The following is a 24,280-nucleotide window of genomic DNA, read 5'->3' as shown; positions in this document are numbered from 1 at the left end:
TAATTGTGCGCTCAAAGTGGTATTTGCAGAGTTCTTGTTTTTTATTGAATGTCTTCAATGAATAATTATCCTTAAGTAAGGTCAAACTCCTGGCCACAACGGGCAAAACCAGCAAAACCATACGCTTTAGCATCAGGTAACTCGCCATCATTGTAATGATATAACCAGAGCTTTGCTTTAATTTTGGGATCCAATGCAGCTAACTGATTGAAATGAGAGTGTACCCCACTGGGAGTTTCCATAGTTTCGCAATCGTGAAAAATAAGCGTTGCATCTCGATAATATTTTTCAAAACGCTCTGGAGTAAACCGTGCATCAGTCGTGATAAAAAAAGTTTTCCCTTTAAAACCAATGGCCAGACCATAGCTTGGCATCAACTTCTTGTTCGAGTAAATATGAATAGTTTGCACTAAATTTAGCCTCACCCCTTCCCAATTAAAAATGTGCTCATCCTTGACCAAATGCACCACAAAATAATCACTTAAAATTGCCTCTCTATCATCAAGTGTTTTCAATCCTCCACTCAAGCTGTGCTCCCATAATCGATGAACTAAATCTTTATGAATGATTAACTGAGGTGATCCATTGGAAGAAGCAAACTTACGTTGAAAGGCAAACCACTCGATACCCCCTATGTGATCGGCATGTAAATGGCTAATATAAACTGCATCAATATCTTGAGGACGATATCCGGCTTTAGTTAATGAAAAACGGATATCCGTGCCACAATCTATCAATAGTTTCTTACCACTATCCGTAAAAAGTAGCATGTTTGATTGAAAGTTTCCGAAATCCGTTCCGATACCACTACCCGCCCCTAAAAATAACAATTTCATGAACTAATCCCTGAACTAAGTTAAGGATCAAGTCTGAGCTTGTCCTAAAAATTCCCTAAGAAACAGATATCTTCTTCATTAAAGAATAGCATTTAAAATTAGTTATTAGAAATAGCTCAAGTATTATAAATGAGCTATTCTCAATATAAGTGGATAAGCCAAAACGGGTTAAACGTGCTAGGAAAACTCCATCTTAAAGATACACGTCTTCTATACTATTTTTTCTTCTTTCTAGCAATCACGCTTGTGAGTCTTATCCTTTGTTTGTTTTTATTAAAACACATTGCTGTTCAGGAAGTTATCGATGGAGAGGAACGTTATCAATTGTTTACATTAGCGAACCAACTTCGCCAGAGCTCTGATGATTTAACTGAATTGTCTCGTCTTTACGTAATCACTGGTGAAAAAAAGTACTATGATCACTATAATGAAACTCTGGCGATACGTAATGGTACCTCTCCTCGCCCTGTAAATTATGACGAGTTGTATTGGGATTTGGTCATTGGTGATAAACGACCTCAACCTTATGGTCCAGCAAAATCATTAGCGGCAATGATGTTGGAGCATCGTTTTACTCTAAAAGAATTCTCCTTACTGACTCAGGCTGAGAATGAAAGCAAAAAACTTGCAGAAACTGAAATCAAAGCGATGAATCTGGTTCAAGGAAAATATCCCGATAAATCAGGGAATTACACAATTATTGGAAAACCAAATCGCCAGTTAGCCCAACAAATGGTTTTTGGCGATGACTATTTGCAAGCAAAATTAAAAGTGATGAAACCCCTAAAGGAGTTTTTTACTCACATAAATGCTCGAACATTCTTACTCAATGAAAAAATTGATCTTGAAATGTCAAAAATTATTGCTTTAGCGCTTGTTCTCTCAGTTCTATCAACCCTGCTTATGCTCTTTTTTATCATTCATGCATTAAAAACATTATCTAAAGTAAATGAGGAAAATGATCTTTTATTATTGAATATTTTGCCAGAGTCGATTGCCTCACGCTTGAAAATGGGAGAAGAAGATATTGCAGATGAATATTCCCAAGCCAGTGTTATGTTTGCAGATATTATTAATTTTACTCAGTTAACTGATCAATTAGGTGCAAAAAAAACAGTAAATATTTTAAATTTATTATTTGCTGAACTCGACAAACTTACCGAAAAATATCATATAGAAAAAGTTAAAACCATTGGTGATAACTATATGGCTGTATCAGGTGTTCCCGAACAAACAACACGACATGCAATCAACATTGCGAATTATGCTTTAGCTATTCTGGAAAAAATGCAGACATTCAATCAAGAAAATCAGATGCAACTCCAACTTCGCATTGGCATCACCTATGGTACTGTCATTGCGGGGATAATTGGTCATAAAAAGTTTGTTTATGACATATGGGGGAACGTGGTTAACTTAGCCAGCCGACTGGAAGAAACCTCTCTCCCCAATAAAATCCAAATCTCGGAAAAAATGGCGTTTATGCTCCAAGATGAATTCGTTGTTGAACCACGAGGAACTTTGGAAATGAAAGGAATTGGTGATATAAAGACCTATTTTCTTCTTAGAAGAAAAGAAAAATAAAACTACGGATGTTTTATTCGCCTTTATGGCACCGAGGACATATCCCATAAATATTTAATGCATGATCGGTCATCTGAAAATGTGCGCGTTCAGCTATTGTTTTTTGTCTTTGTTCAATAATATCATCAACAAATTCTTCAACACACCCACATTTGATGCAAACCAGGTGATCATGGTGGGCTCCCTGACTCAATTCAAATACTGAGTGTCCCCCTTCAAAATTATGACGAGTAACTAATCCTGCTGCCTCAAATTGTGTTAATACACGATAAACCGTCGCGAGGCCAACATCTTCCCCTGTTTCTAATAATGCCTTGTAAACACCTTCCGCACTTAAATGATGATTGGGCGATTGCTCCAGAATTTGTAATACTTTTAAACGCGGTAAAGTAATTTTCAGTCCAGCATTCTTAAGCTGCTTACTTTCTTCCATTAATGCTCCAGGTGTCTTTCAGTAAATGACGTGTTATTATGGCGAAATTTTTCACGATAGGCAAAATAATGAGAATAATAATTTTTCTACTTGGAATTGTATTTACTTTAACCCTTACCCAATGTTCCTCTTTTGATCTATCTCGACGAGTAGTTCAGCAAGGGAATTTATTACCACAATCAAAAATTGACCGTCTCAAAATAGGAATGAGTAAGAATGATGTTGCTATATTAATGGGAACCAGTTTGTTAAGCCCCACATTTTATAATGATCGCTGGGACTATGCATACACCTGGCGTAGAGGTCATGGATATATGACTATGTCTACAGTCAGTTTATATTTCCGCAACAATACCCTGACGCATATAGAACGCAGCAAACTAAAACCAGGTGTGGCGTCACTTAATCACCCCAATATCAATCAAGAATAACCTAATGCTTGCGTAGCTTAAATAAAACTGAAGATTCATGCCCGTCCCACGACTTGTTAGTGGCGGCGGGACGTCGGTAGCGATGTGGATAAGATTCAGAGTCTGCTTAGAGGAGCTAAACGCGACGACGAGTACTTGTTGCCTTTTGACGTCGTTTCTCTTTGGGATCTAAAACCAAAGGTCTGTATATTTCTATCCTATCGCCTTCTTGAAGTACCTGTTGCAAAGAAACTTGTTTTGCATAAATCCCTACAGGCATTTCTCGTGTTTCTGGATGTGTGTTATATATCTCTGATGCATCAAGTGCATCAAAAACTGTTGCACCTTGTTGGAGATCTAAAGTCATATGCACCGTGGTCTTGTCTACAGCCACATAAACTAACTCAACCTTCACCATAAATTACCTTGGCTCTCTCACAAAATGAATCAACCATTTTATCCGTTACTTGCTCAAATACAGGACCAAGCAACATGGAAAACATTCGTCCTGCAAATTCAAATTCTAAATCAAACGAGATTTTGCACCCTTCTTCAACTTCATCAAAACGCCAAAAACCTTCTAAATGACTGAATGGACCATCAACAAGACGAATTTCTATCATCTTATTAATTTGCAACCGATTACGTGTGGTAAAGGACTTACTCATACCGGCAGCACCAATAACTAAAGTGGCCTGCACCTCATCTTCATCACGATGATGCACTAAGCTTTCTGCGCAATAAGGTAGAAATTCCGCATAACGCTCTACTTCATTCACCAACGAAAACATTTGCTCGCACGTATAAGTGACCGTGCGTGACTTTTTCACTATGGGCATTATGCTTCTCCCCGAATTTTATGTCTAAACCAAAGACTAAGCTCTGTAATTTCCTCAAAACAAATTGAGTGTTCCATAGGATATTTATAGTAAGAAATATGTTCATATCCTTTTTTCAATAGCCAATCTTTACTTGATTCAGTCCATTGAGGTAAAACCAGGGGATCAAATTGTCCGGCCCCCATAAAAAAAGGTGTGCTTTTATCCAGATTTGGCCTGCTATGCACAGCTAAAGGCAAATAAGCAGACAAGGCGACAACTCCTCCTAAACGAGCCGGTGTATGAAGAGCCGTATGTAATGCCATAGCTCCCCCTTGTGAAAATCCTGCCAGGAAAATCTGATTGTAGGCAAAACCATCATTTAGTTGTTCATCCATAACTTTACGAATCAGCAACTCTGATTGTTCAATTCCTTCTTTATCTTCTCTATCAATTAATTTGACACCGATAATATCATACCAAGCAGGCATCACCATCCCGCCATTTAATGTTACTGGCCTCTGGGGTGCATTAATAAATACGTGGCGTATCTCTACATCAGTAATCGTTAACTGATCGACTAAACTCATCATATCGGAAGCATCAGCCCCTAAACCATGCATCCAAATAACACATGCTTGTGTTTGAGCCTGTGACTCATTTATAAATACATTCAAAACAAATCCCCTCACAGACAAAAAAGAGAAATTATCGCTAATGCATCAACACAGTGCAAGTTATATACTCCCGATATTTAATAGAAATTTTTATTGACGGAACAACAAACAAAATGATTAATATGAAATCACGAATACCGCCCATTCTATTCCATTTTTACTCAACATGAATTATAGTTCGATAGTGTGAATTAATTAGCGGCAAAAGATGTTTGATAAAGAAGAACCATTTACCCTTACGATGCTGGGGACGGATACAGTATATACTCCCTCTCTAAAAAGCAAGAAAAAACCTAAACCCCTAAAAAAAGGGGATATAGTTCAGGAATATTATCCTAAGGGAGAAACTCTAAGTATTGTTTCTACATTGATTAAAACAGAAGAAACCCCTCTAATTAATCGCAAACAACTTGCTCCTTATCAATCTTCAGAAGTCGTTGTTGTTAATGGGCCAAAAACAGACGGAAGCGATGTTGGCGAAAAAATTGGGATTGGCCTTGGTATTGCTTTAAATGCTCTTGTCCGTGGACAAACTAAGCTTAATGATATTGCACATAGTAGAGGCGGCGTTGAATCCATTCTGATCGCCCATGAACTCGATGCGATAAAGAAAGCCATTCAGTCCTGTGAAAATTTTGAACAATTAATCAAAGGGCTCACGCAACAACAAACTGCACGAAAAAGTGGTAAACCATTTAATAATACTCCTGATATCATTAAGTCTTTATTAACTCAATTACCTACAGACAAACAAGACCAAGAGCGATGGTTTAATGCACTAAAAACTAATATTGCTGATGCATCAATGAATCTTTTTATCATTGATCCAGTTCCTGGAGACTGTTGGCCAGTAACATGGTATGACGACCGATTTTTTACTCTCCCATCTTTTGTTAAACATGCTGAATTTGTCTATTACGAAAATGAACGCTCTGATTGGGGCTTTACCCCAATCTTTGTTGAGGCTTCGAATTCAGAACAAACAATAGTTCGACATACCCTCCCAGGACATCACGGTACAGGCTCTGCTGGAACTGATACATCCCAGCAAAACGTCGTCGTTTCCCCAGATAAAACCAAAGCGACTCATGTTCAAAAATTAATGATTTTTAAATTACTTAATTTTTTAACATCACATGGGGTTGCATTTAAAGATGCACGAGAAATTTTTCATGAGCCAACTGGCTTAGGTAAAAAATATCTCTCATTTCTGGAAGAAATACACATTAACGAAGGCATCAATGTAGCAAAGCTTGATTTTCCAACTATATTTCGCAAGCTCTATGACAAAATTTATGAAAATAGAGCAGCATATGAAGCGTTTAATGCGACTCATTACACATTTATGGGAGTCGCCCCCCAAAGAAAAATGCTGCGCACTGGCCATAAATACGGTCTTTTAACAGAAGTTTTTCCCAAAAGTATCGGATATGTTAATGAAGAACACAGTACATTAATGAAAGAGTATTTCTTTAAAATACTCCAAGTTGATTCACATGAAGATTATAGTTTGGCTGCATTGATTAAATCAGCACAAAATGTCCTATCCAAAAACATTAGAAAAATATCTAATCTTTCATCTTCTCTTACTGAGCACTCAATTGCAGCAACAGCCATACTTGACAGTGAAACTGCACGCCAAGATGTTTTAAGTTCTTTTGGCGCCTTAATACAAAGAGTAAACCAACAATATCTAAACGATGATTGGAGCGAAAATGGCAAACAAAAAGAAAAAGAAGATCTTTTTGCAGCAATCATCGACATATTTCAAGAATTTAATGAATTATTAAAAATTGAAAATCCAACCATAAAAGAATTTGTAGTAAACCTGATTGATTTAAGTTTAAAAGGAATTACTCAGACGGTTGGACAACAACACGCAAACTTTAAAGAAGAATTGAATCGTTTGCAAACACCAACTGATACCAATTTAAAACACTTTTTTAACTCCTTATTGACTCAGATTAATAAAGATGAAAGTTATTCAGGTACAGAAATTAATCCGGAAATTATTAGGATTTTCGAAAGCGAGGAATTTGCTCAATTAGCCGATTATCCAATAGTTATAAAAATAGCTTACATTTGCCGGCAATTGGACGGAAAACTACCTAAAAACGAAACTGAAGAAAGTTTAATTGAACAACTAACAGCTCGATTTGAAGATCATTATGGGAGCTCTTTTAGTGAATTTGAGAAATTGTTTCATCAGATCGGAATCTTTATTAATGACACTGCAGCACTAGGTCGATTATTTGTTTCTGAGGAAGCTATTTTCAATAAGCATGAACTATCCCTCCGAAAAGAAGCTAAAACACTAATCGATATCGCTGCACAAAAATTTTATCGAGACAGACCCAATGCCCTCCCTGCGCCTGCGGAAAAAGGCACCTTCCAAGAGTTAGTCGAACGACATGCTATCAATAAATACGGTGTCGTTGATAGACTCAAACACGAAAATGCTGATTTAGATCAGCAAAATCGGCAATTAATTGCTCGCATCGACACGATGCAGGAGCAAATAGCGGAAAAGGAAGTTGCATTAATAGCTGAAAGAAGCAAAAAAAACGAATACCGAGCCGCGCTGAATGATGATAAAGAAGCAGAGTATTTATTGCTCATTAACAAGAAGCTGATTCCTTTAACAAATGAATATTTAGCGTTACTCAAGTCTCAATTATCCCATAGACCTAAAGAGTTAGAACAAGATGATGAAATAAAAAAAGAAGATGATAAACTAAATATCAAAATCAAAAGAACAACCGGGTTGCTTAATGTTTTGCAGAATCAAGAAAAATACCCTCATCCTGAAATGCGCTTGCGCGTATTTTACAAAAAATTGGGCCGTGTTGAAGCAGAACTCAAAAAACATCGTGATGCCGACTGGGAACGATATTTTCAAAATACCTTAATTGCCGTAGGAATTCTTGCAAGTCTTGGCCTAGGATTAATTGCACTCGCCGTTTATACTTATGCAGGCTATTCATCGACAAAATCGATGTACTTCTGGCAATCTTCTGGAGAGAATGTTGTCTCAAAAATGAGTCAATATAGAAAAAATCTTGATCTATCGATTGAGGATGACGATGTTAATGAAGAAGTAATTCGCAATGATGGCTTAGTAATATAGTTTGTATTACTTGAATTTTTATTTAAATAAATGGATAGTTAACTCTTTGATCGGTTAAAAACTTTTCCAATGAAACGAATTTACTTTTTATTTATGATTTGCATAACCATATTCCTATTAGGTTGTGGACAAAAAGGAGCTCTTTATTTGCCAGAATCAACAAAAAATGCCACAAGTAGTGAGTAATGAGTGACGCAACGGGCAAAAAATATGAAAATTAAATTTACCAAAATGCATGGCTTAGGCAATGATTTCATAGTGATCGATGGAGTCCATCAAACAATCGATCTAAGTCCACAACAAATCGCCAGTATGGCTCAGCGCAATACCGGCGTTGGTTTTGATCAATGTTTACTTATTGAATCAGGCCAGCAGGATGGCATCGACTTTAACTATCGAATTTTCAATGGGGATGGTCAGGAAGTTGGTCAATGTGGGAATGGAGCTCGCTGCCTTGCTTTATTTGCAAAATACTATGGGTTAACTGACAAAAATCACTTAACTGTGGCAACGTCCACTACACAGATGAAATTACATATCAATACAGACTCAAGTGTCAGTGTCGATATGGGTATTCCACAATTAACCCCCTCAGCCATTCCTCTCAAAGCAAAACAACAAGCTTCCTTATATTCTTTGGAGCTTGCGTATAATCAAAAAATAAGTTTCCATGCACTAAGTGTGGGCAATCCACATGCAGTATTATTAGTAGAGAATACGGAAGCTGCACCAGTTCATACTCTTGGGAAACAAATTAGCCTGCATCCAGACTTTCCTGAGCAGGCAAATGTTGGATTTATGCAAATTGTAAACCCAAAGCATATCAAATTACGAGTTTATGAACGCGGCTGTGGAGAAACACAAGCATGTGGAAGTGGCGCTGTTGCAGCGGCCGCTGTGGGTCGTTTATACCATCAACTAGACAAAAAAATCACGGTCACCTTACCTGGCGGTGATTTGTTTATTGACTGGCCAACATTTAATGAACCAATCATTCTGACTGGCCCAGCCGTTTTTGTTTATGAAGGTATCCTATTTTAAAGAACATATATTAGGACACCAATTCTGTTGATATATCTTTCATGCAATGCCGTCTTTATGCAAAATTAACACAAGTATTGAATTTTATTTACAAAGAGTTATCCTGAAAGAACGCCTCACACTCGCATCGTTCCAAAATTTATATAAAATTTCTTTCGAAACTCGCCGAAGCAAGAGAAGTGCGAAGAGAAAGCAGAGTGCAGAACCTGAGCGTATACGCAGTCCTATGAGGATTCGAGCACCGCATCGACGACGCAATTTGTCACTTCAGTAAGTTTTTGGAAGAAGTCTATTTTGGAAGCTGGTGCTTGGCTAAAAGGAGAGTGCCATGACAGGAAGCAAAATACAAAGTTTTGATTTATTCAAAGCGGCTATGGGAAACCCAGAGTATTTAACAGAAATCAATAAGGATATAGGAAGCCAAGCCCAATTTTTAACAACTCTTGAAGAAGGAAATTTGACGCTCCCCAATATTGTTGAATCCATTCAAACAGTCAAAAATTCAAAAGCAAAATCTCTCTTGATTATTCACTTGTTAAGTCAAAAAGAATTCTTATCCTCTTTAAAAGGGGACTCATTATTAAACAGATTGATTCTTTCAGATCTCTACATTCCTTCGCGTCTTAACTCTTTGATTCATCAATTAGATTTAACAACGCTATCTACTCAATTGATCAGCAAATTAGAACCCGAAGCAGCGGTCAGTATTCTTTGCTCTGTTCCTCATTTTCATCAGTTAACCATGACACAAATAGAAGCTTTAATCGAACGATACCCACTCTATGAAAGACACAAGGTTTTAACTTATTGGCTCACTCATTTTGTCTCCATGCCTAATTCCCATTACATCTTGGCTCATTTAATGAATATTGCTGGGCACAATATCATTGATGAATTGAGTAAAATGGAACCCAATCAGAAAGAAATAGTCATTATCAATATTATTGAGCATTTGGGATTATTTAATAATTTACCTATTAAATTCCTAGATCATGCAAATCAAGAATCTCATTTGATTTTGGCAATGCGCTTTTATCTTAATGGACATTACAATAAAGCCTATGCAAACTATATTAATCAATTATCTAAAAGATTATTGGATAAAAACCATTCTTTTTCACTCGAAGCAATTGAGTTATTTTTTTTCCTGAACGATAAATTGGCATTTAGAGAGTTAGCAAAAAGAACAGCTCATTTAACAAACCGCTATTTAAGAAATAATGCGCTCAATGGAAATGTTGCATTATTTTATCAAAATAATCGCATTAACATTCAAAGAATGCTGCAAAATGTTCATTTAAATCCACTTTTTCCTAGTGGAGGAGTAAAAGAACAAAGACCATCATCATCAGCTCATCCCGATGAAAACCCCTTTATAGATGGTATAATCAAACATGACAAGTTGATTAATTGTTTTGAGTATTTTTTAATTCACTATAAAGGCGACTCTGGATCAATTGGGAAACTGCTCAATGACTATATGGATTTTTATCAGCAATCAGAAAATCGCAACATTCGGGCCAAAGCAATACACCATATTGGTTTCATGCTAGGACGTTCTGAGTTAGATGGAACAATAAAGGAAGCAATATTTGCTGCTTTCTTAAACCACCCTGATTTTTTTGATGAGCAAGTTACTTATCAATTATTTTTATTTGATGCAAAAAGGATCATTCGTTATTTTGGCCTACGTGGTGGAAAAGAAAATTATCAAAGAGTTATTGATTTGTGTACTTTGGCACTAAAAAATTTGAACTCTGAAAAAAATTCAGAAATTATTCTCGTTGCCCAAAAAGCCCTTTCCGAAGCTCAGCATGAGTTACGTTTTACTAAAGAACAAGGTTTTTTTTCTGGATTGATTAAATGGATCCAACGATGTTGGACTTACGGATGGACTGGTTTTTTTAAATCTAACTCCCCTGATTATGTCATTCCAGAATCATTGGGGCTTAGGGAGAAGAATAAAAAATCATCAAAAGATTGGATAAAAAAATCCATCCCAACTCGGGAGGAAGAGAAAGATCTTCCGGATTTATTAAACGAAATCAATCTACCATTAACACAAGAAAAATTTGAAGACATTATTAAGGCATTAGATAGTTACTCGTTACAAACAGCACCTAAAGAAGAGCTAAGCACAAGGCAAAGACTTCACCGCCTATATCATTACATAATGAAGCGTAAAGAAGAAAATGAGGAACTTTATCGATGGTTAAAAGACAATCAGAATCCATTCATTATCAATCAATTTCGTCTATTGGAGATAATGTTAAAAGAAAGACCTCGCAGTGATGTAGATTCATTACTTGCGCAGATCAATGAAGATTCAGACCATCTGCGCTATGTTTCCAACGAACTAAATTGTCTACTGCCGGAACTGGTAATCAAACCCAGTATCAAACCCTTAAAAAGTTCAGAAAGCACTGACTTTGTAGCAAGCGCAACTAAAGTGCTTTCCGAATATACTTGTGAAGCTGCTGGATATGCACAAAGTGCATTACATTGGGCAGAAGGCTTTTTTGCAAAAATAAAAAATCCTGCAAGAGATGAGGAGCCTTTTGAAGTGGAACATGTTGATTCTTTTAAAAAAAAAATCAGTGGCAAAGGAGTTACTTCGACTTAAGTTTCCATCGCTTATGCATCCAGTTCCATTGCTCGGGATGAGCTAAAATAATGCGTTCTAAAGCTTGATTATAGGCTAACGTATTATAGTATAGCGATTCTTGAGCACTTCCATAATCTGTCCAAGGGATTGGATCATAAAATTCCAAGACATGCTTTCCATTAGGCAATCTATAACCCGCTGCAGGAATTACTGGGACTCCAGTATAGCGAGATAAAGTCGCTAAGCTGCGATAAGTACCTGCCTTTACTCCAAAAAACTCTACAGCAATGCCGTCTCGATTAACCAAAGAAGCATGCTGATCAAGAACAAAAATGACCGCATGATTTTGTTCCAAAGCACCACAAACCTTATCTAGAGAATTCTTTTTAGGAATAACGTTTAAACCTACTTGGTAGTATTGCTTAAATAAGCTTCGTTCAATAAATTTGATTGATAGGGTACGACGTATAAAATGAAACTGCCCTTGAAATTCTTTAAAATTTAATACACCACCTATTGGTGCAACTTCCCAATTGCCAAAGTGTCCAGTAAGAACCAAAACCCCTTTTTGTTGCGCTACAACTGCTAACATGTTCTCGTGGCCACGAACCTCGACTTGATTGCGTAACTTATCTTCAGACATGAAACGCAATTGAATTGCTTCTTTAAAGGATTTAAGTAAATGGGAGTAATAAGATACAGCAAGCCGCCTTTTTTGTGCATCATTTAATTGATCACCATAAACGCGATCAATATTCGCCATAATGACCTGTCGTTTATAAGGTAAAAATTTATAGACGAACCGACCCGGTAAGCTTATAGGCAATTCATTAATTTTTCGTTCTAATTCAGTCACAAGCTTTGATCACCAAACAAGCATTCATACTGGCAAACCCGCGATTAATCGTCAATGCATAAGGCCCTCTTTTTAGAGGCTGATGTTCTGCACTTACAGATAGACCCTTACAGCTGGATGCAATATTTTGCAAATTAGCAATACCAGGCACACAACCAGATGAAAGCGCATAAGTTGTCATTACTGCGTCGATCAGCCCGGAAGCACATATAGTATGTCCCATAGACCATTTGAATGCGGTTACTGGAATTTGCTTCTGGGCAAAAACATTTTGTATTGCCTGAGATTCGCTATAATCTGATTTACTATTACCATTACCGTGGGCAACAATAAAACCTAAATCCTCAGCGCTTACATTAACAAGCTCCAAAGTCCGCTGCATCAACTCTGCCAGTTGTTGTCCGCTTGCATCCAGAGAAAATAACCCTTCTGCTTCCGTAGTAGATAATCCACCAATAATTTCACCATAGCACGTTGCAGAGCGTGCTTGCATACTTGCTTCACTTTCCAATATCAAAGCAGCCGCACCTTCAGCTAAAATTGTGCCATCATGCGCTTCATCAAAAGGTTTTAAATGTTGATGACTTAATACACCTAATTGTTCATAGTAAAACAAGGCTTGGGGTTCAGCTATATCATATGCAACAACCACTGCCCGCTCTGCCTGACCACTACTAATAGCATGATATGCTTCCAACAAAGCTTGCGTTCCACCCACTGCATGGTTCGTTACATTATGATTAGGACCTTTAAATTCATAGGTAATCCCTGTATATGCAAGAACATTGTTAGGTAATATTCGCAATAACCACATTGGATGAACAGTTTCGAAAAGCTGCCCTGCAAATTGCTGCATGTCACCTTGAGTTTTTGCCAGCAAAGGCAAAAAATCATACTGTTGAAAATATTTATTTCCAGGAGAGCCCACAAAAACAGCGGTTTGCTCATTAAACGAATCAGGGACATCAAGAGTATCGCGATAAGCAATCATTTGGCTGTGTTCGATTGCTTGTACCGCAGCATTAATTCCCATCACATCCTGTCGTGAAATAACTTTCAGCAACTTACGATCCGGTAACATTTTTGCAGGATTAAAATCTTTTAACTCTCCAGCCAATCCATGAGGCCAACTTGATAAATCCCAGTGGGTCATTTTAGCAATTCCGTTTTTACCAGAAAGAATCGCATCCCACGTAGCATCAGCAGTAGCGCCTGATGCAGTTAGGGCGCTTCGTCCAGTAATGAATACTCTATTGCTCTGACTCATAGACCTGCTCCTTCAAACTCAGGATGCTTAAATAACAAGCAACTATTTGAGCCACCAAATCCAAAAGAATTGGATAAAACCACACCTAAAGAACGTTCACGCGGCCCATCAACTACATAATCTAAATCACATTCTGGATCTGGAGTCGTTAAATTAGCAGTCTTGGGTATCTGGGCCTGCTCTATAGATTTAACAGATAATACAGCCTCCAGCGCCCCTGCTGCAGCAATCAAATGTCCGGTCTGACTTTTGGTCGAACTTACAGGCAAGTTTCCGATATATTCCCCAAAAACTGCTTTAATTGCATTCGTTTCACTTAAGTCATTCATCTTGGTCGAAGTACCATGTGCATTAATATAATCCACATCAGAAGCCTGTACTCCAGCATCCTGGAGAGCGCGTTCAATTGCTTGAATAGCTCCATCACCATTTGGATGTGAATCAGTAATTCGATAAGAGCTTAAGGAGTTCCCCTCGCCGGCTAGCTCAGCATAAATACGAGCACCGCGCGCTTTTGCTTTACTCCATTCTTCCAAAATTAAAAAAGCAGCACCTTCCCCCAAGACAAAACCATTACGTGTTGCATCAAAAGGTCGACTCGCTGTTTCAGGTGTACTATTATAAGTAGATAATGCACCTAATAAGCAAAAACTGGATAACCCCAAAGGATTAATCATTGAATCAAATCCGCCAGCCAGCATAAAATCCGCTTCGCCTCGACGAATAACTTGCATTGCCAACCCTAAAGCTTGTCCTCCCGAAGCACACGCTGTATGTACCGAGGAAGCATAACCTCTAATTCCAAATTGTTGAATCAATAAAGATAACCCTGAGTTTGGAGTTGTTTTACCAAAATCAGATAATTTGTAAAATTCTCGCGTGTCCGCAAGTAATTTCTCCCAATCCGCTTCACCATCTTGAGCACAAGATTGTTGAAATCGAGACAGATAGTCAAACTCAGCAGTCATCATACCGCTGCCTGTAACTACACCCCACTGTGCTGCCGTTTGTCCTGTAGGCAAGATACCCGCATCATCAAACGCTTGTTGCGCTGCCTCAAGAGCATATCGTGTAAAATATACAGAAAAGCGACTACGTTTTGTGGTTAATTTGGGATCGAGTGTAAAATTTTTCACCTCAGCCGCAATATAAGCTGGAAAAGCACTGGCATCAAACTGCTTGATTTCAGCAATGCCCGACCGACCTTCCAATAAATTGGACCATGTGGACTGCACATCAAGTCCTAAAGGAGAAACTGCTCCCAAACCTGTAATAGCCACTCGTCTTTTTTTCACTTTATTTACCTCTGGGAATTAAGTACTACATCCACAACACAAACACGCTTGCCTGCCACCTCACTACGATAAGCCAGGATCAACTCATCTTCTGTTTGTTTTTTGACAGTTACAAAACACTCAAGAATATCACCCGGATAGACGAAATCATTCATTTTTATTCTGCGCAATTCACTCACTTTATAGTGAACTGAATATCCCGCACGTCGAATAAATTCATAGGTCAAATTTAACTTACACTCCAATAATACCGTCAGAGGTAATACGGGCTTCCTAGGGAAATGATCCGCAAAATAAGGTGCTGCTCGTGATATTCTTTTTTCAGCGATTAAACTAACCCCTGGTTCACTGGAGCAAACTCTATCAAAAGTCATGGGCATTACGGGCAATTCCAAACCCATAATGATGTCATCGTTCAATACTGGTGCACTCTCCTGGCTAATAACTGACCAATCCCCAGGACGATTAATTTCAGAAAACTGCTGCCTTACTTCATCCACATCAATAAAATCAGCCATTGGTAGTAAAGGGCCCAAAGCACCTTCAATGCGAAAAACAAGATCATTACCCACCTTGGCTTCGCTCCGGTATTGCATTACCGAATCATCTATATGTTTAATAACTGACTCAAGCAATAATGTCTCACCTACAAAAGCCCGCCGATGCATGGACGCACTGGCGACGATACCAGCAACAGGCCTACGGGTAAAACCCTGCAGCTCCATCACATTCCATGCGGCCAATTGTCCTAGTGTTTCTCCGATTAAAGAAGGGATAAAACAGGGACGCCCCTGTTCATCAACTGTGAGGAATGCATCATTTGATGTAACATGCTTGACTCCACGGATCAACTGTCCAGGAGATGACTCTACTATACGATCAACAAATAAGAATCTCATCAGTATTTATTATGCCCTATTCTCTAGATTTTAGTAACACCAGAATTAAACCTCAGCTCCAGCGGTTTGTTGTTCCTTGGTCGCAGCAACGACTAATTTACAAAACGTTTCAATGGTAAATAACATTGGTATTTCATTGACTTTCATATTTGACTTGAATTGTTCTGCAGGAACTTCACTTAAATAATTTTGCAATGCAATCAAACCTTGTTCAGTGATGATACCACCTTTCTCGAATTCATCTTCTGCCAAATCACCTCGTGCATTTTTTTCCAATTGACCACGAGGAATTTTAATTTTGAATTCTTTTTCCAATTGGAAAACTAAATCAAGAAAATCAATAGATTCAGCGCCTAGATCTGCTATCAATCGACTGTTAAGAGATATTTCTTCTGCATCAATTACTAGCACATCAGCAACAATTTCTCTAACTTTAGGATAAACGTCTGCTACATTCATATTTTGCCCTCAGAAATCAGCTAATTTACAAAGCCCGAAATTATACCATATATTTTTTTAAAGACACAAAATTAAGAGTGGCAAGGCATTAACCAACCTGACTATACCCTGCATCGACAAATAAAGTATGTCCATTAATCATGGATGCTTCGGGTAAGCATAAGAGATAAATGGCATTAGCCACATCTTGTGTTGTTAGAGGTCTATCAGCCAGTGAGCGGGCTTGGTACTCATCAAGTAACTGTTCCCTATTAGGGAAATGCTTTAATGCATCAGTATCAACTACCCCAGCAGAAACAGTATTCACTGTAATGCCGTTAACAGCCAACTCAAGACTCAAAGAACGAACTAAAGCTTCAAGTGCTGCTTTAGATGCACCAATAAATGCATAATTTGGAATTGCCCGAGAGGCCCCAAGGCTAGATAAAGCGACAATGCGACTACCCTTGGGCATCAGTGAATGCCCTTCTGTAGCCAAATGATTTAATGCCAAAGCATTGGTTTCCAGACACCAGCGCCAATGCTTAGTTGACATCTTAAGTGCCGGTTTTAAAACACCACTCGCAGCATTACTAATTAAAAAATCAAGGCGATTAAAATGTTCATGGAATTGTGCAAACATTTCTTTTACAGACTGGTGATCCGCTACATTAGCTTGCAAAGCAATTGCTTTACGACCCATGACATGGAGTTCTTCAACTAAAGCTTGGGCTTCATCAGAACTGTTGTAATAGACTATGGCAATATCACTTCCCGCCTGGGCCAGCTTTAATGCAGTCGCCTTACCGATGCCTTTTGCACCGCCAGTAATTAACCCAACTTTACCCGCAAAAACCAAACTCATGGAACATTCCTCTTCAACATCATTTATCTAATGAATAAAAAATACTACTGTTGATAAAAACCAACTTAAGAAATCATGATCCCTATTACATCTACCCGGGTGAAAGCGCACAAAACCCGTGGAGTTTATCCCAATAAAACCCAGGTCCGCCTCATATGATTTCAAAATACCGAGTGCCGTCTATTGATACTTTTGGACAAACGGTTACAAAGGCTACATTTTCATTTTTATTCACCGATAAAGCAATGATTAGATCATTAAATTTTTAAATATCTTGTTTCTAGAGAGCTAACTTTGTACTATCGGCACACGATTAAGATAAATATATATTAATGAATGAAGCATTCTTGGTTTAAAACTGTGTTTCCTATCGCTGCGATTTTTTCCTTTCGCATGCTCGGTTTGTTTTTACTCATCCCTGTATTTAGCATTTATGCAGAAAATTTGCAGGGCGCCTCTCCTGCTTTGGTGGGTCTTGCTCTAGGAATTTATGGTCTTGCGCAAGGGCTTCTTCAAATGCCCTTTGGCATGCTTTCCGATAGAATAGGAAGAAAACCCATGATTACTGTGGGCCTAATCCTTTTTGCTTTTGGTAGTTTGCTGGGCGCCATTACTGATTCTATTTATGGGATGATTCTTGCCAGAACCTTACAAGGAACAGGTGCAATTGGCAGCGTTTTAATTGCTTTGCTTGCTGATTTAACGCCTGATGAACAACGTACCAAAGCAATGGCGGTCATAGGTATGACCATAGGCACTTCATTTAGCTTGGCCATGGTAATTAGCCCGGCTATTACCCATCACTTTGGTCTATCTGGTATTTTTTGCCTAACTACTTTATTGGCGATTATAGGGATAGGTTTGCTTCATTTAGTAATTCCTAAACCTGTAAACGAACGTTTTCACATTGATAGTGAAACAAATCCCGCTTTATTGAAACAAGTTATTTCTAATCTACAACTACAACGCCTTAATATAGGCATTTTTTGTCAGCATTTTATTCTTACAGCAACATTTTTTGCCATCCCCTATATCTTAAGAAAACAGGTAGAACAGGGTCATTTATCACAGCAATGGCATTTTTATCTGCCCCTTATGCTCATTTCATTTATACTCATGATCCCGTTTATTGTGATTGCAGAAAAGAAAAAGCGCATGAAAAGTGTTTTTATTTTATCCGTACTCACAATCATAATAGCGCAATTATTATTAGCCTATAGTTTTCAAAATTGGCTTAGTCTATCCTTCCTCATGTTAATTTATTTTATTGCTTTTAACATTCTCGAAGCGGCATTACCCTCTTTGGTATCCAGACAGGCAAACCCTAACAGTAAAGGGACTGCTATGGGTGTTTATTCAACAAGCCAATTTTTAGGACTTTTTATTGGTGGATCAATGTCAGGTGTTTTGTATCAATGGAGTGGCAGCAGGGGAATTTTTATTACTAATACCATCTTAAGTGTTTTATGGCTACTTGTTTCTTTTTCTATGAAGCCCAACGTGTCTATCGCAACACTTATTTTGCCCTGTTCCTGGACTGGAAAAAAATTAAATCTCATCAATGAATTGTTACAGGTTAAAGGAGTGATTGAAGTAGCATTCGCGGAAGATGAGCGGATAATTTATTTACGTGTGAACAAAGATCACTATCTTGCAGGCAGTGCTGAAATAATAATTCAGAGCGGAAATCGCTAATCAATGGGGTGTTTCAATGAAAATTTCTTTGAAACATCAAACTACAGAACACAGTAATGCCGCATCCTGTAAAGTAACAGAGTATCGTCCTAATGATTCAATGATTGATTGCGCCATAGAAAAAATATCAGGCCGATACCCTGATTAAATAGTTTACACTATTCGTTTTATCTTTATCTGATGCAGGTTTGCGCCAAGCCCCTGCAACATGCTAAGTCATTTTGTTGGGCTACGTTACGCTTAGCATCAGCCTACCAGTTACTTCTAAATCTTTAGGTTGGCACAGCTAAGCTACTGACGGACCAAGCGCAAATTTTTACCAGCAAAAGTGCTCTTTTCTGTAGATCGATATGGGTTAATATCCAAGCCACCTCGTCGTGTATAACGTCCATATACAGTCAGTTTTTCAGGCTTGCAGTAGTTCATAATATCAACAAAAATACGCTCAATACATTGTTCGTGAAACTCATTATGATTTCGATATGAAACAAGATATTTCAATAAACCTTCTCGATTAATTTTTTTTCCTTTATAAGTGATTTGTACGCTTCCCCAATCAGGCTGGTCTGTAACCAGACAATTTGATTTCAATAGGTTGGAAAATAAGGTTTCTTCCACAATTTCATCGCTTACAGTGAGAAATGAAGGCTCAACAAGATAAATAGAACATTCTATATCAAGATCATCAAGTAACTCCCCTATTAAAGGCTGTTGTATAGCAAACTGACTGGTTGATTCCAAAAGGTGAACATGCACCCCAACCTCTGCACCAATACGTTCTTGTAAGTCCTTTTTAATTGTATTTTCCAATTCACGAACATTTTGAATTCGAGTATTGTTGAATGAATTAAAATAAAGTTTTAGTGATTTTGACTCAATCAAGTTAGGCGAACTACAGTCATAAAACAATTCAGCAATCGCAACCATAGGTTTGCCTCTGGCATTAAGCCAGGAAACCTCATAATGATTCCAGCAATCAAAGCCATAAAAAGGTAATTGAACGGGATCAACGCCGATTTCTTGGCGCTTTCCAGCGCGCGGAATGGGGTATAATCGATCTGGATTATACGTTTCATCATATGCAGATTTTTTACCTAACTCGGATTGCTCCGCTTCGGATTGATACTTTTGTAATATCTGATCATTCATTGTATTTAACTCCAATATTTCTATAATTTTTGCAGTGCTTTTCCAATTCACTGGTTGATTCATTTCCATTTGGCTTGAAATATAAGTGAGTAATGATGCCGCTTCATTAATTCGTGCCGCTTTCTCAGTTAACTCACGCGCCTGTATACCAATAGACATCATCAGATCGAAATGGGGATTTTCCATAATTTTTTTAATCGTTGATAAAGAAAATCCCAAAAACTTTAAAGTGGTAATTTGTTGTAATCGGATTAAATCCGCTTCAGAATAAAGACGATAACCACTTATTGAGCGCTTTGTTGGCTTTAATAGACCAATTTCATCGTAATATTGTAGTGACCTTATTGTTAATGAGGTCATGTGGCTAATTTCTTTAATTTGGTAATATTTCATTCAACTTCTCCTGAACGTTGATTCTAAACTATCACGTAACGTGAGAGTCAATAGCTGAAAGCAAATAAATGCACTATAGGGATGACAACACCATGTCTAAAAATGATCTCAGTTGGTTAAAATACATTAATGAAATTCAAGCAATCGCTCAAAATGGATTGAGCTATGCAAATAATGAATTTGATAAAGAACGTTATTTAAGACTTCGCGAGATTGCCGCTGAATTTATAGCGAATTATTCAGACACACCTCTTGCTGAGATAAAGCAGATATTCTCATCAGAAAAAGGCTATGCGACTCCGAAAATTGATGTGCGTGCTTTTATTCTAAAAAATAATAAAATCTTGTTAGTTAAAGAGCGTTCTGATGATCTGTGGACTTTACCTGGTGGTTGGGCAGAAACCAATGAATCAGCATCCGAATCCGTGATCCGAGAAGCGAAAGAAGAAACTGGATTCGATGTTTCTGTAATTCGATTGCTTGCCTTATGGGATAAACAAAAACATGAGCATCCGCTACAATGGCCACATGCTTATAAATGCTTTTTTCATTGTGACATTATGTCGGGAGCCGCAAAAGAAAATCTAGAAATTTCTGAAATTGATTTTTTTGATTTAAAACGTTTACCACCTCTCTCAACACATCGAGTAACACAAAAACAAATTATCCGTCTGTATGAGCTTATTTCGAATTCTAATCAAACACTTTTTGATTGACATGTTCTTGACTCTAACCTTACGTCATACATTAGCTTTGTGACCAAGGAGGAAAAACGATGAAACAATGGTATGCAAAAGAGTTTAGTCGACTGACGCAAGTTTCTGTAAGAACACTGCATCACTACGACAAAATTGGTTTACTTAAACCCAGTTTACGTCTGAGCAATCGTTATCGTTTGTACTCTGAATGCGACCTATCAAAGCTGCAACAGATTATTGCATTAAAATTTTTTGGTTTTGAATTAGCACAAATCAAACAGCTACTTGCTCATAATGCAAGCATCCTAGAAAACCTAGGCATGCAAGCTAAATTTCTGCAACAAAAGGCAGAAGCACTCCTGCAAGCAAGCAAGATTTTAAACCAAGTCACTGCAAATTGTGGCAAAGAAATGTCTATTCCATGGGAACAAATAATACAATTAATAGAGGTATATCGTATGACCCAACAACTTGAGAACTCCTGGATTAAAGAAGTATTTAATCCCGAAGAATTAGAACAATACGCCCAATTTGAAGCCAACTTAAAATTCCGCTTTAATGAAAAGGAAAAGCAGCAATTCGAATCAAGCTGGTCAAATCTAGTCAATGAGGTTAAAGATAATTTACATCATGATCCTAAGTCTGCAATCGGTGTTTCCTTGGCGAAACAGTGCATGGATTTAATCAATAATCTGTATGGAAAAGAAAATGCACATCTTCGCACTACCAAATGGGAAAAAGGCTTTAAAGAAGGAAAAGGGCTTGAAGATCATGGGCTAACATTTGAAATTGTTCACTGGCTTGATCAAGCGATTGATGCATATTGGTATCAACGTCTCTATGACGTACTTGCAAAAATAAATAAGCTTCCATCTACTGAGTTATTAGCCTTATGGAATAAGCTATTGGAGGAAATGTATGGGAAAGCAAGTGAATCTAAAGTTACTATTTACGAGGTACTAATCCATGATGAGCTGGTGAGTAAAGAAGCCAAAGAATGGCTTAAAAAAATCTCGACTTAATCATTCTAATCAACAATGAATACATCAGGTCAGATATAGAGTCTGTTTACATTTTGCTAGATTGAGTCAAAATGATCTGATTTTTCTGCGCGCCGAAGCGCAGCATACATGGACTATGTGAGCATCGGAGCGCAGAAAAATCAGGTCATTTTTGGCCAAGATAGTTGAACTGTAAACAGACCCTAGTAAAATTCACTCAAAAGCTCATCTTTAACTCATCAGTGCAAGGGAGATATAAATTAGGTATACTCTCTCCCTAACTTTCGCATACAGGAGATCTAAAATGGCACGTGGTATAAATAAAGTCATCCTAATTGGCAATGTGGGTGTTGACCCTGATGTCCGTTATTTACCTAATGGAAATGCGGTCACTACACTATCAATTGCCACAAGTGAAGCCTGGAAAGATAAAGTAACAGGTGAAAAACAAGAACGGACTGAATGGCATCGCGTAGTATGTTTTAACCGTTTAGGTGAGATAGCAGGTGAATACGTACGTAAAGGTTCTAAACTCTATATTGAAGGCAGTTTAAGAACTAGAAAATGGCAGGATCAACAAGGGCAAGATAGATATACTACTGAGATTGTAGCTAATGACATTCAAATGCTAGACAGTAAAGGAGTCGCGTCCTCCAGCTTTGATGAGATACCGCAAGCCCAATTTACATCAGCACCAAGCAATCAAAATGCTGGAAGACAACAGCCTGCACAAGTACCACAAGATGCTTTTGACCAATTGGATGATGATGTTCCATTTTAACTCCATCTGCATCTAAGCTATTATATCCTCTACTGCTGCCCTTAGCGAAGGGCGTTATAACGTTGTTTCTCTGTTTTTAAATAACTGCACCTGCGCGCAGTAGGGTTGAAATATAGGATTACTCCCTTTGTATATAATTTAAATTGAGACATCAATCTTTAATTATAAATGATATGTGACCTGTTCTTTCCAAATATGCAAAAAGCACGTTATCCAAAGATGAAGTATTTATTTGTTGACGCATTTGTTCCTCAATATCTTTTTGGGTGATATTTAAGTTTCGCAATACGCTCTTTTGAAGATGACCATTTTTTATTAGAAGATAACGTTTTCCCTTAAATAAGTGTTCAAATAGTAAAGATTTTCTAGTACATATCGCTAATATTTTATGAGTCAATATCAAAGCAATTAAACCAATAATTGTAGACAATAAAGTAGCAGGGCCATTTATTCCTCTACTAATTAATCCACCAAAAATCACAATAATCAACAAATCAAATGAGTTGTTCAATTTAAACCGTCGATCACCAAATCGAATCAAAAGAGTACCAATCACTAATAACAATATTGCTCTTATAAACACATAAACTAAATTTTGATCCTCATTTATTAAATCAATGTAGTGAAGCATCCAGTACCTCCATGATCATAAAGTACTAATTATTTTAATAACAAGAGTACTTTAAAAAAATTTGCTTTATCAAGCTTCTTTATTAAACTCCTTAAATAATATTGAATTAACCTTTATAAGGGAATTATTATGAGACCTTTTATAGAGTCTTTGTCCTACGATGTTATATGCTTAGCATCTTCACACATCCGCTAGCTAGCAAGTTTTTAAAATGGGGCTTTTGTAATCGTAAAACAACAATACAACTGACTTATGAACCGCTAAGAAATACAATTCACTTCATATCGATGTAGATCGGTCAAGATAATTTATGAATACAAGTTAAAAAGTGACATTGTCAAACGTTAGTGATTTACAGTTGGAGTAAAAATGGAAAAAGTGAATTTAGTTGCAAAATGTAGACTCTAAGGTTCAAAAGCGAATTTGTCTGGCATAAGCATACAACTGAAGGTGAACTTTTTATGGTGGTAAAAGGTACACTCAAAATGGAACTAAGAGATAAAATAGTTACTCTAAACGAAGGAGAATTATACATAGTACCCCAAGGAATAGAACATAAACCTGTAGTAGATGAAGAAGTACAAGCCATCTTATTAGAACCAAAATCAACAGAACAAACAGGAGGCATTCAAAGTATTTTCCTTTTGGATAAACAGCAATGGATCTAATTCGATAAAAAATAATTTACTTTCTATTACTTTATAAAAACTACAGCATGTATAAATGATGAAGCGAACTAGAAGTTATGCTAAAGAATAACTAAGTAATTTTGAGTTGCAAA

24 protein-coding genes and 2 pseudogenes are annotated in these 24,280 nt (G+C 37.4%); 12 read left to right on the top strand and 14 right to left on the bottom strand.

The genetic code is table 11. From position 1 onward, the window contains the following. Positions 1-71: 71 nt before the first annotated feature. Positions 72-836, bottom strand: a complete 765-nt coding sequence (locus tag Lpar_RS06225) for an MBL fold metallo-hydrolase (RefSeq protein WP_058517126.1) — start codon at positions 834-836, stop codon at positions 72-74. 129 nt (positions 837-965) lie between these two features. Between Lpar_RS06225 and Lpar_RS06220 the strand changes: the two genes are divergently transcribed. Further along, the gene (locus Lpar_RS06220; RefSeq protein WP_237759354.1) at positions 966-2,420 is read left to right on the top strand and encodes an adenylate/guanylate cyclase domain-containing protein; all 1,455 of its coding nucleotides are present in this window, start codon (positions 966-968) and stop codon (positions 2,418-2,420) included. Positions 2,421-2,433: 13 nt separating this feature from the next. Here the strand turns inward: Lpar_RS06220 and fur are convergent, their stop codons facing one another. Then, positions 2,434-2,853 (bottom strand): ferric iron uptake transcriptional regulator, encoded by a 420-nt coding sequence (gene fur, locus Lpar_RS06215; protein WP_058517125.1) that lies wholly within the window; start codon positions 2,851-2,853, stop codon positions 2,434-2,436. A 38-nt stretch (positions 2,854-2,891) separates the two neighbouring features. Between fur and Lpar_RS06210 the strand changes: the two genes are divergently transcribed. Continuing rightward, a complete protein-coding gene (locus tag Lpar_RS06210) occupies positions 2,892-3,284 on the top strand; it encodes an outer membrane protein assembly factor BamE (protein WP_058517124.1) in 393 nt (130 codons plus the stop codon). 115 nt (positions 3,285-3,399) lie between these two features. Here the strand turns inward: Lpar_RS06210 and Lpar_RS06205 are convergent, their stop codons facing one another. Genes Lpar_RS06205 through Lpar_RS06195 form a run of 3 tightly spaced genes read right to left on the bottom strand, consistent with a single transcriptional unit; the run spans position 3,400 to position 4,758 of the window. After that, positions 3,400-3,681 carry an RnfH family protein gene (locus Lpar_RS06205; protein WP_058517123.1) on the bottom strand — a complete coding sequence of 94 codons (282 nt, stop codon included), beginning with the start codon at positions 3,679-3,681 and terminating at the stop codon, positions 3,400-3,402. Then, on the bottom strand, positions 3,668-4,102 hold the full coding sequence (locus Lpar_RS06200; RefSeq protein ID WP_058517122.1) for a type II toxin-antitoxin system RatA family toxin: 435 nt from the start codon (positions 4,100-4,102) through the stop codon (positions 3,668-3,670). Before Lpar_RS06200 ends, Lpar_RS06205 begins: the two co-directional genes overlap by 14 nt. Beyond that, positions 4,102-4,758 carry an alpha/beta hydrolase gene (locus Lpar_RS06195; RefSeq protein ID WP_082650344.1) on the bottom strand — a complete coding sequence of 219 codons (657 nt, stop codon included), beginning with the start codon at positions 4,756-4,758 and terminating at the stop codon, positions 4,102-4,104. Before Lpar_RS06195 ends, Lpar_RS06200 begins: the two co-directional genes overlap by 1 nt. Before the next feature lie 208 nt (positions 4,759-4,966). Here Lpar_RS06195 and Lpar_RS06190 point away from each other — a divergent pair, with 208 nt between their 5' ends. The 4 genes from Lpar_RS06190 (at position 4,967) to Lpar_RS06180 (ending at position 11,549) form a co-directional block, all read left to right on the top strand. Next, a complete protein-coding gene (locus tag Lpar_RS06190) occupies positions 4,967-7,885 on the top strand; it encodes a hypothetical protein (protein ID WP_058517121.1) in 2,919 nt (972 codons plus the stop codon). Positions 7,886-7,954: 69 nt separating this feature from the next. After that, positions 7,955-8,071 (top strand): LPS translocon maturation chaperone LptM, encoded by a 117-nt coding sequence (gene lptM / locus Lpar_RS18445; RefSeq protein WP_082650343.1) that lies wholly within the window; start codon positions 7,955-7,957, stop codon positions 8,069-8,071. Positions 8,072-8,095: 24 nt separating this feature from the next. Then, positions 8,096-8,926, top strand: coding sequence for a diaminopimelate epimerase (gene dapF / locus Lpar_RS06185; protein ID WP_058517120.1), 831 nt, complete (start codon positions 8,096-8,098; stop codon positions 8,924-8,926). Between the two features lie 328 nt (positions 8,927-9,254). Further along, a complete protein-coding gene (locus Lpar_RS06180; protein ID WP_058517119.1) occupies positions 9,255-11,549 on the top strand; it encodes a hypothetical protein in 2,295 nt (764 codons plus the stop codon). Here Lpar_RS06180 and Lpar_RS06175 read toward each other — a convergent pair. The 6 genes from Lpar_RS06175 to fabL form a co-directional block, all read right to left on the bottom strand. After that, the gene (locus tag Lpar_RS06175) at positions 11,536-12,387 is read right to left on the bottom strand and encodes a lysophospholipid acyltransferase family protein (RefSeq protein WP_058517118.1); all 852 of its coding nucleotides are present in this window, start codon (positions 12,385-12,387) and stop codon (positions 11,536-11,538) included. The genes Lpar_RS06180 and Lpar_RS06175 overlap by 14 nt on opposite strands. Continuing rightward, complete coding sequence (locus tag Lpar_RS06170; protein ID WP_058517117.1) at positions 12,380-13,654, bottom strand: beta-ketoacyl-[acyl-carrier-protein] synthase family protein; 1,275 nt, start codon at positions 13,652-13,654, stop codon at positions 12,380-12,382. Before Lpar_RS06170 ends, Lpar_RS06175 begins: the two co-directional genes overlap by 8 nt. Continuing rightward, a complete protein-coding gene (locus Lpar_RS06165; RefSeq protein ID WP_058517116.1) occupies positions 13,651-14,949 on the bottom strand; it encodes a beta-ketoacyl-[acyl-carrier-protein] synthase family protein in 1,299 nt (432 codons plus the stop codon). The genes Lpar_RS06170 and Lpar_RS06165 overlap by 4 nt, the downstream gene beginning before the upstream one ends. 5 nt (positions 14,950-14,954) lie before the next feature. After that, positions 14,955-15,848 (bottom strand): 3-hydroxyacyl-ACP dehydratase FabZ family protein, encoded by an 894-nt coding sequence (locus Lpar_RS06160; protein ID WP_115341270.1) that lies wholly within the window; start codon positions 15,846-15,848, stop codon positions 14,955-14,957. Between the two features lie 45 nt (positions 15,849-15,893). Further along, the gene (locus Lpar_RS06155; RefSeq protein ID WP_058517115.1) at positions 15,894-16,307 is read right to left on the bottom strand and encodes an acyl carrier protein; all 414 of its coding nucleotides are present in this window, start codon (positions 16,305-16,307) and stop codon (positions 15,894-15,896) included. A gap of 88 nt (positions 16,308-16,395) precedes the next feature. Then, positions 16,396-17,151, bottom strand: coding sequence for an enoyl-[acyl-carrier-protein] reductase FabL (fabL, locus tag Lpar_RS06150; RefSeq protein WP_058517114.1), 756 nt, complete (start codon positions 17,149-17,151; stop codon positions 16,396-16,398). A gap of 336 nt (positions 17,152-17,487) precedes the next feature. Between fabL and Lpar_RS06145 the strand changes: the two genes are divergently transcribed. Together Lpar_RS06145 and Lpar_RS19530 are read left to right on the top strand one after the other, a co-directional pair. Further along, complete coding sequence (locus Lpar_RS06145) at positions 17,488-18,846, top strand: MFS transporter (protein ID WP_058517113.1); 1,359 nt, start codon at positions 17,488-17,490, stop codon at positions 18,844-18,846. 16 nt (positions 18,847-18,862) lie between these two features. Then, positions 18,863-18,994 (top strand): hypothetical protein, encoded by a 132-nt coding sequence (locus tag Lpar_RS19530; protein WP_272947090.1) that lies wholly within the window; start codon positions 18,863-18,865, stop codon positions 18,992-18,994. A gap of 143 nt (positions 18,995-19,137) precedes the next feature. Here the strand turns inward: Lpar_RS19530 and queF are convergent, their stop codons facing one another. Next, a complete protein-coding gene (gene queF, locus Lpar_RS06140; RefSeq protein ID WP_058519186.1) occupies positions 19,138-19,995 on the bottom strand; it encodes an NADPH-dependent 7-cyano-7-deazaguanine reductase QueF in 858 nt (285 codons plus the stop codon). A gap of 240 nt (positions 19,996-20,235) precedes the next feature. Further along, positions 20,236-20,355: pseudogene (locus Lpar_RS19615) on the bottom strand (MerR family DNA-binding transcriptional regulator); the annotation flags it as partial. Positions 20,356-20,480: 125 nt separating this feature from the next. Here Lpar_RS19615 and Lpar_RS06135 point away from each other — a divergent pair. From Lpar_RS06135 to ssb, 3 genes are all read left to right on the top strand, one after another. Beyond that, complete coding sequence (locus tag Lpar_RS06135) at positions 20,481-21,104, top strand: NUDIX hydrolase (protein ID WP_058517112.1); 624 nt, start codon at positions 20,481-20,483, stop codon at positions 21,102-21,104. Between the two features lie 59 nt (positions 21,105-21,163). Beyond that, positions 21,164-22,108, top strand: a complete 945-nt coding sequence (locus Lpar_RS06130; RefSeq protein WP_058517111.1) for a MerR family transcriptional regulator — start codon at positions 21,164-21,166, stop codon at positions 22,106-22,108. A gap of 283 nt (positions 22,109-22,391) precedes the next feature. Continuing rightward, on the top strand, positions 22,392-22,868 hold the full coding sequence (ssb, locus tag Lpar_RS06125) for a single-stranded DNA-binding protein (protein ID WP_058517110.1): 477 nt from the start codon (positions 22,392-22,394) through the stop codon (positions 22,866-22,868). A 151-nt stretch (positions 22,869-23,019) separates the two neighbouring features. Here the strand turns inward: ssb and Lpar_RS06120 are convergent, their stop codons facing one another. Next, positions 23,020-23,499 carry a DUF421 domain-containing protein gene (locus Lpar_RS06120; protein WP_058517109.1) on the bottom strand — a complete coding sequence of 160 codons (480 nt, stop codon included), beginning with the start codon at positions 23,497-23,499 and terminating at the stop codon, positions 23,020-23,022. Positions 23,500-23,930: 431 nt separating this feature from the next. Here Lpar_RS06120 and Lpar_RS06115 point away from each other — a divergent pair. Beyond that, positions 23,931-24,167, top strand: a pseudogene (locus tag Lpar_RS06115) (cupin domain-containing protein); the annotation flags it as partial. Positions 24,168-24,280 lie beyond the last annotated feature (113 nt).

The organism is Legionella parisiensis (assembly GCF_001467945.1).
Classification (GTDB): domain Bacteria; phylum Pseudomonadota; class Gammaproteobacteria; order Legionellales; family Legionellaceae; genus Legionella; species Legionella parisiensis.
This window is presented reverse-complemented; position numbering and strand designations above follow the sequence as displayed.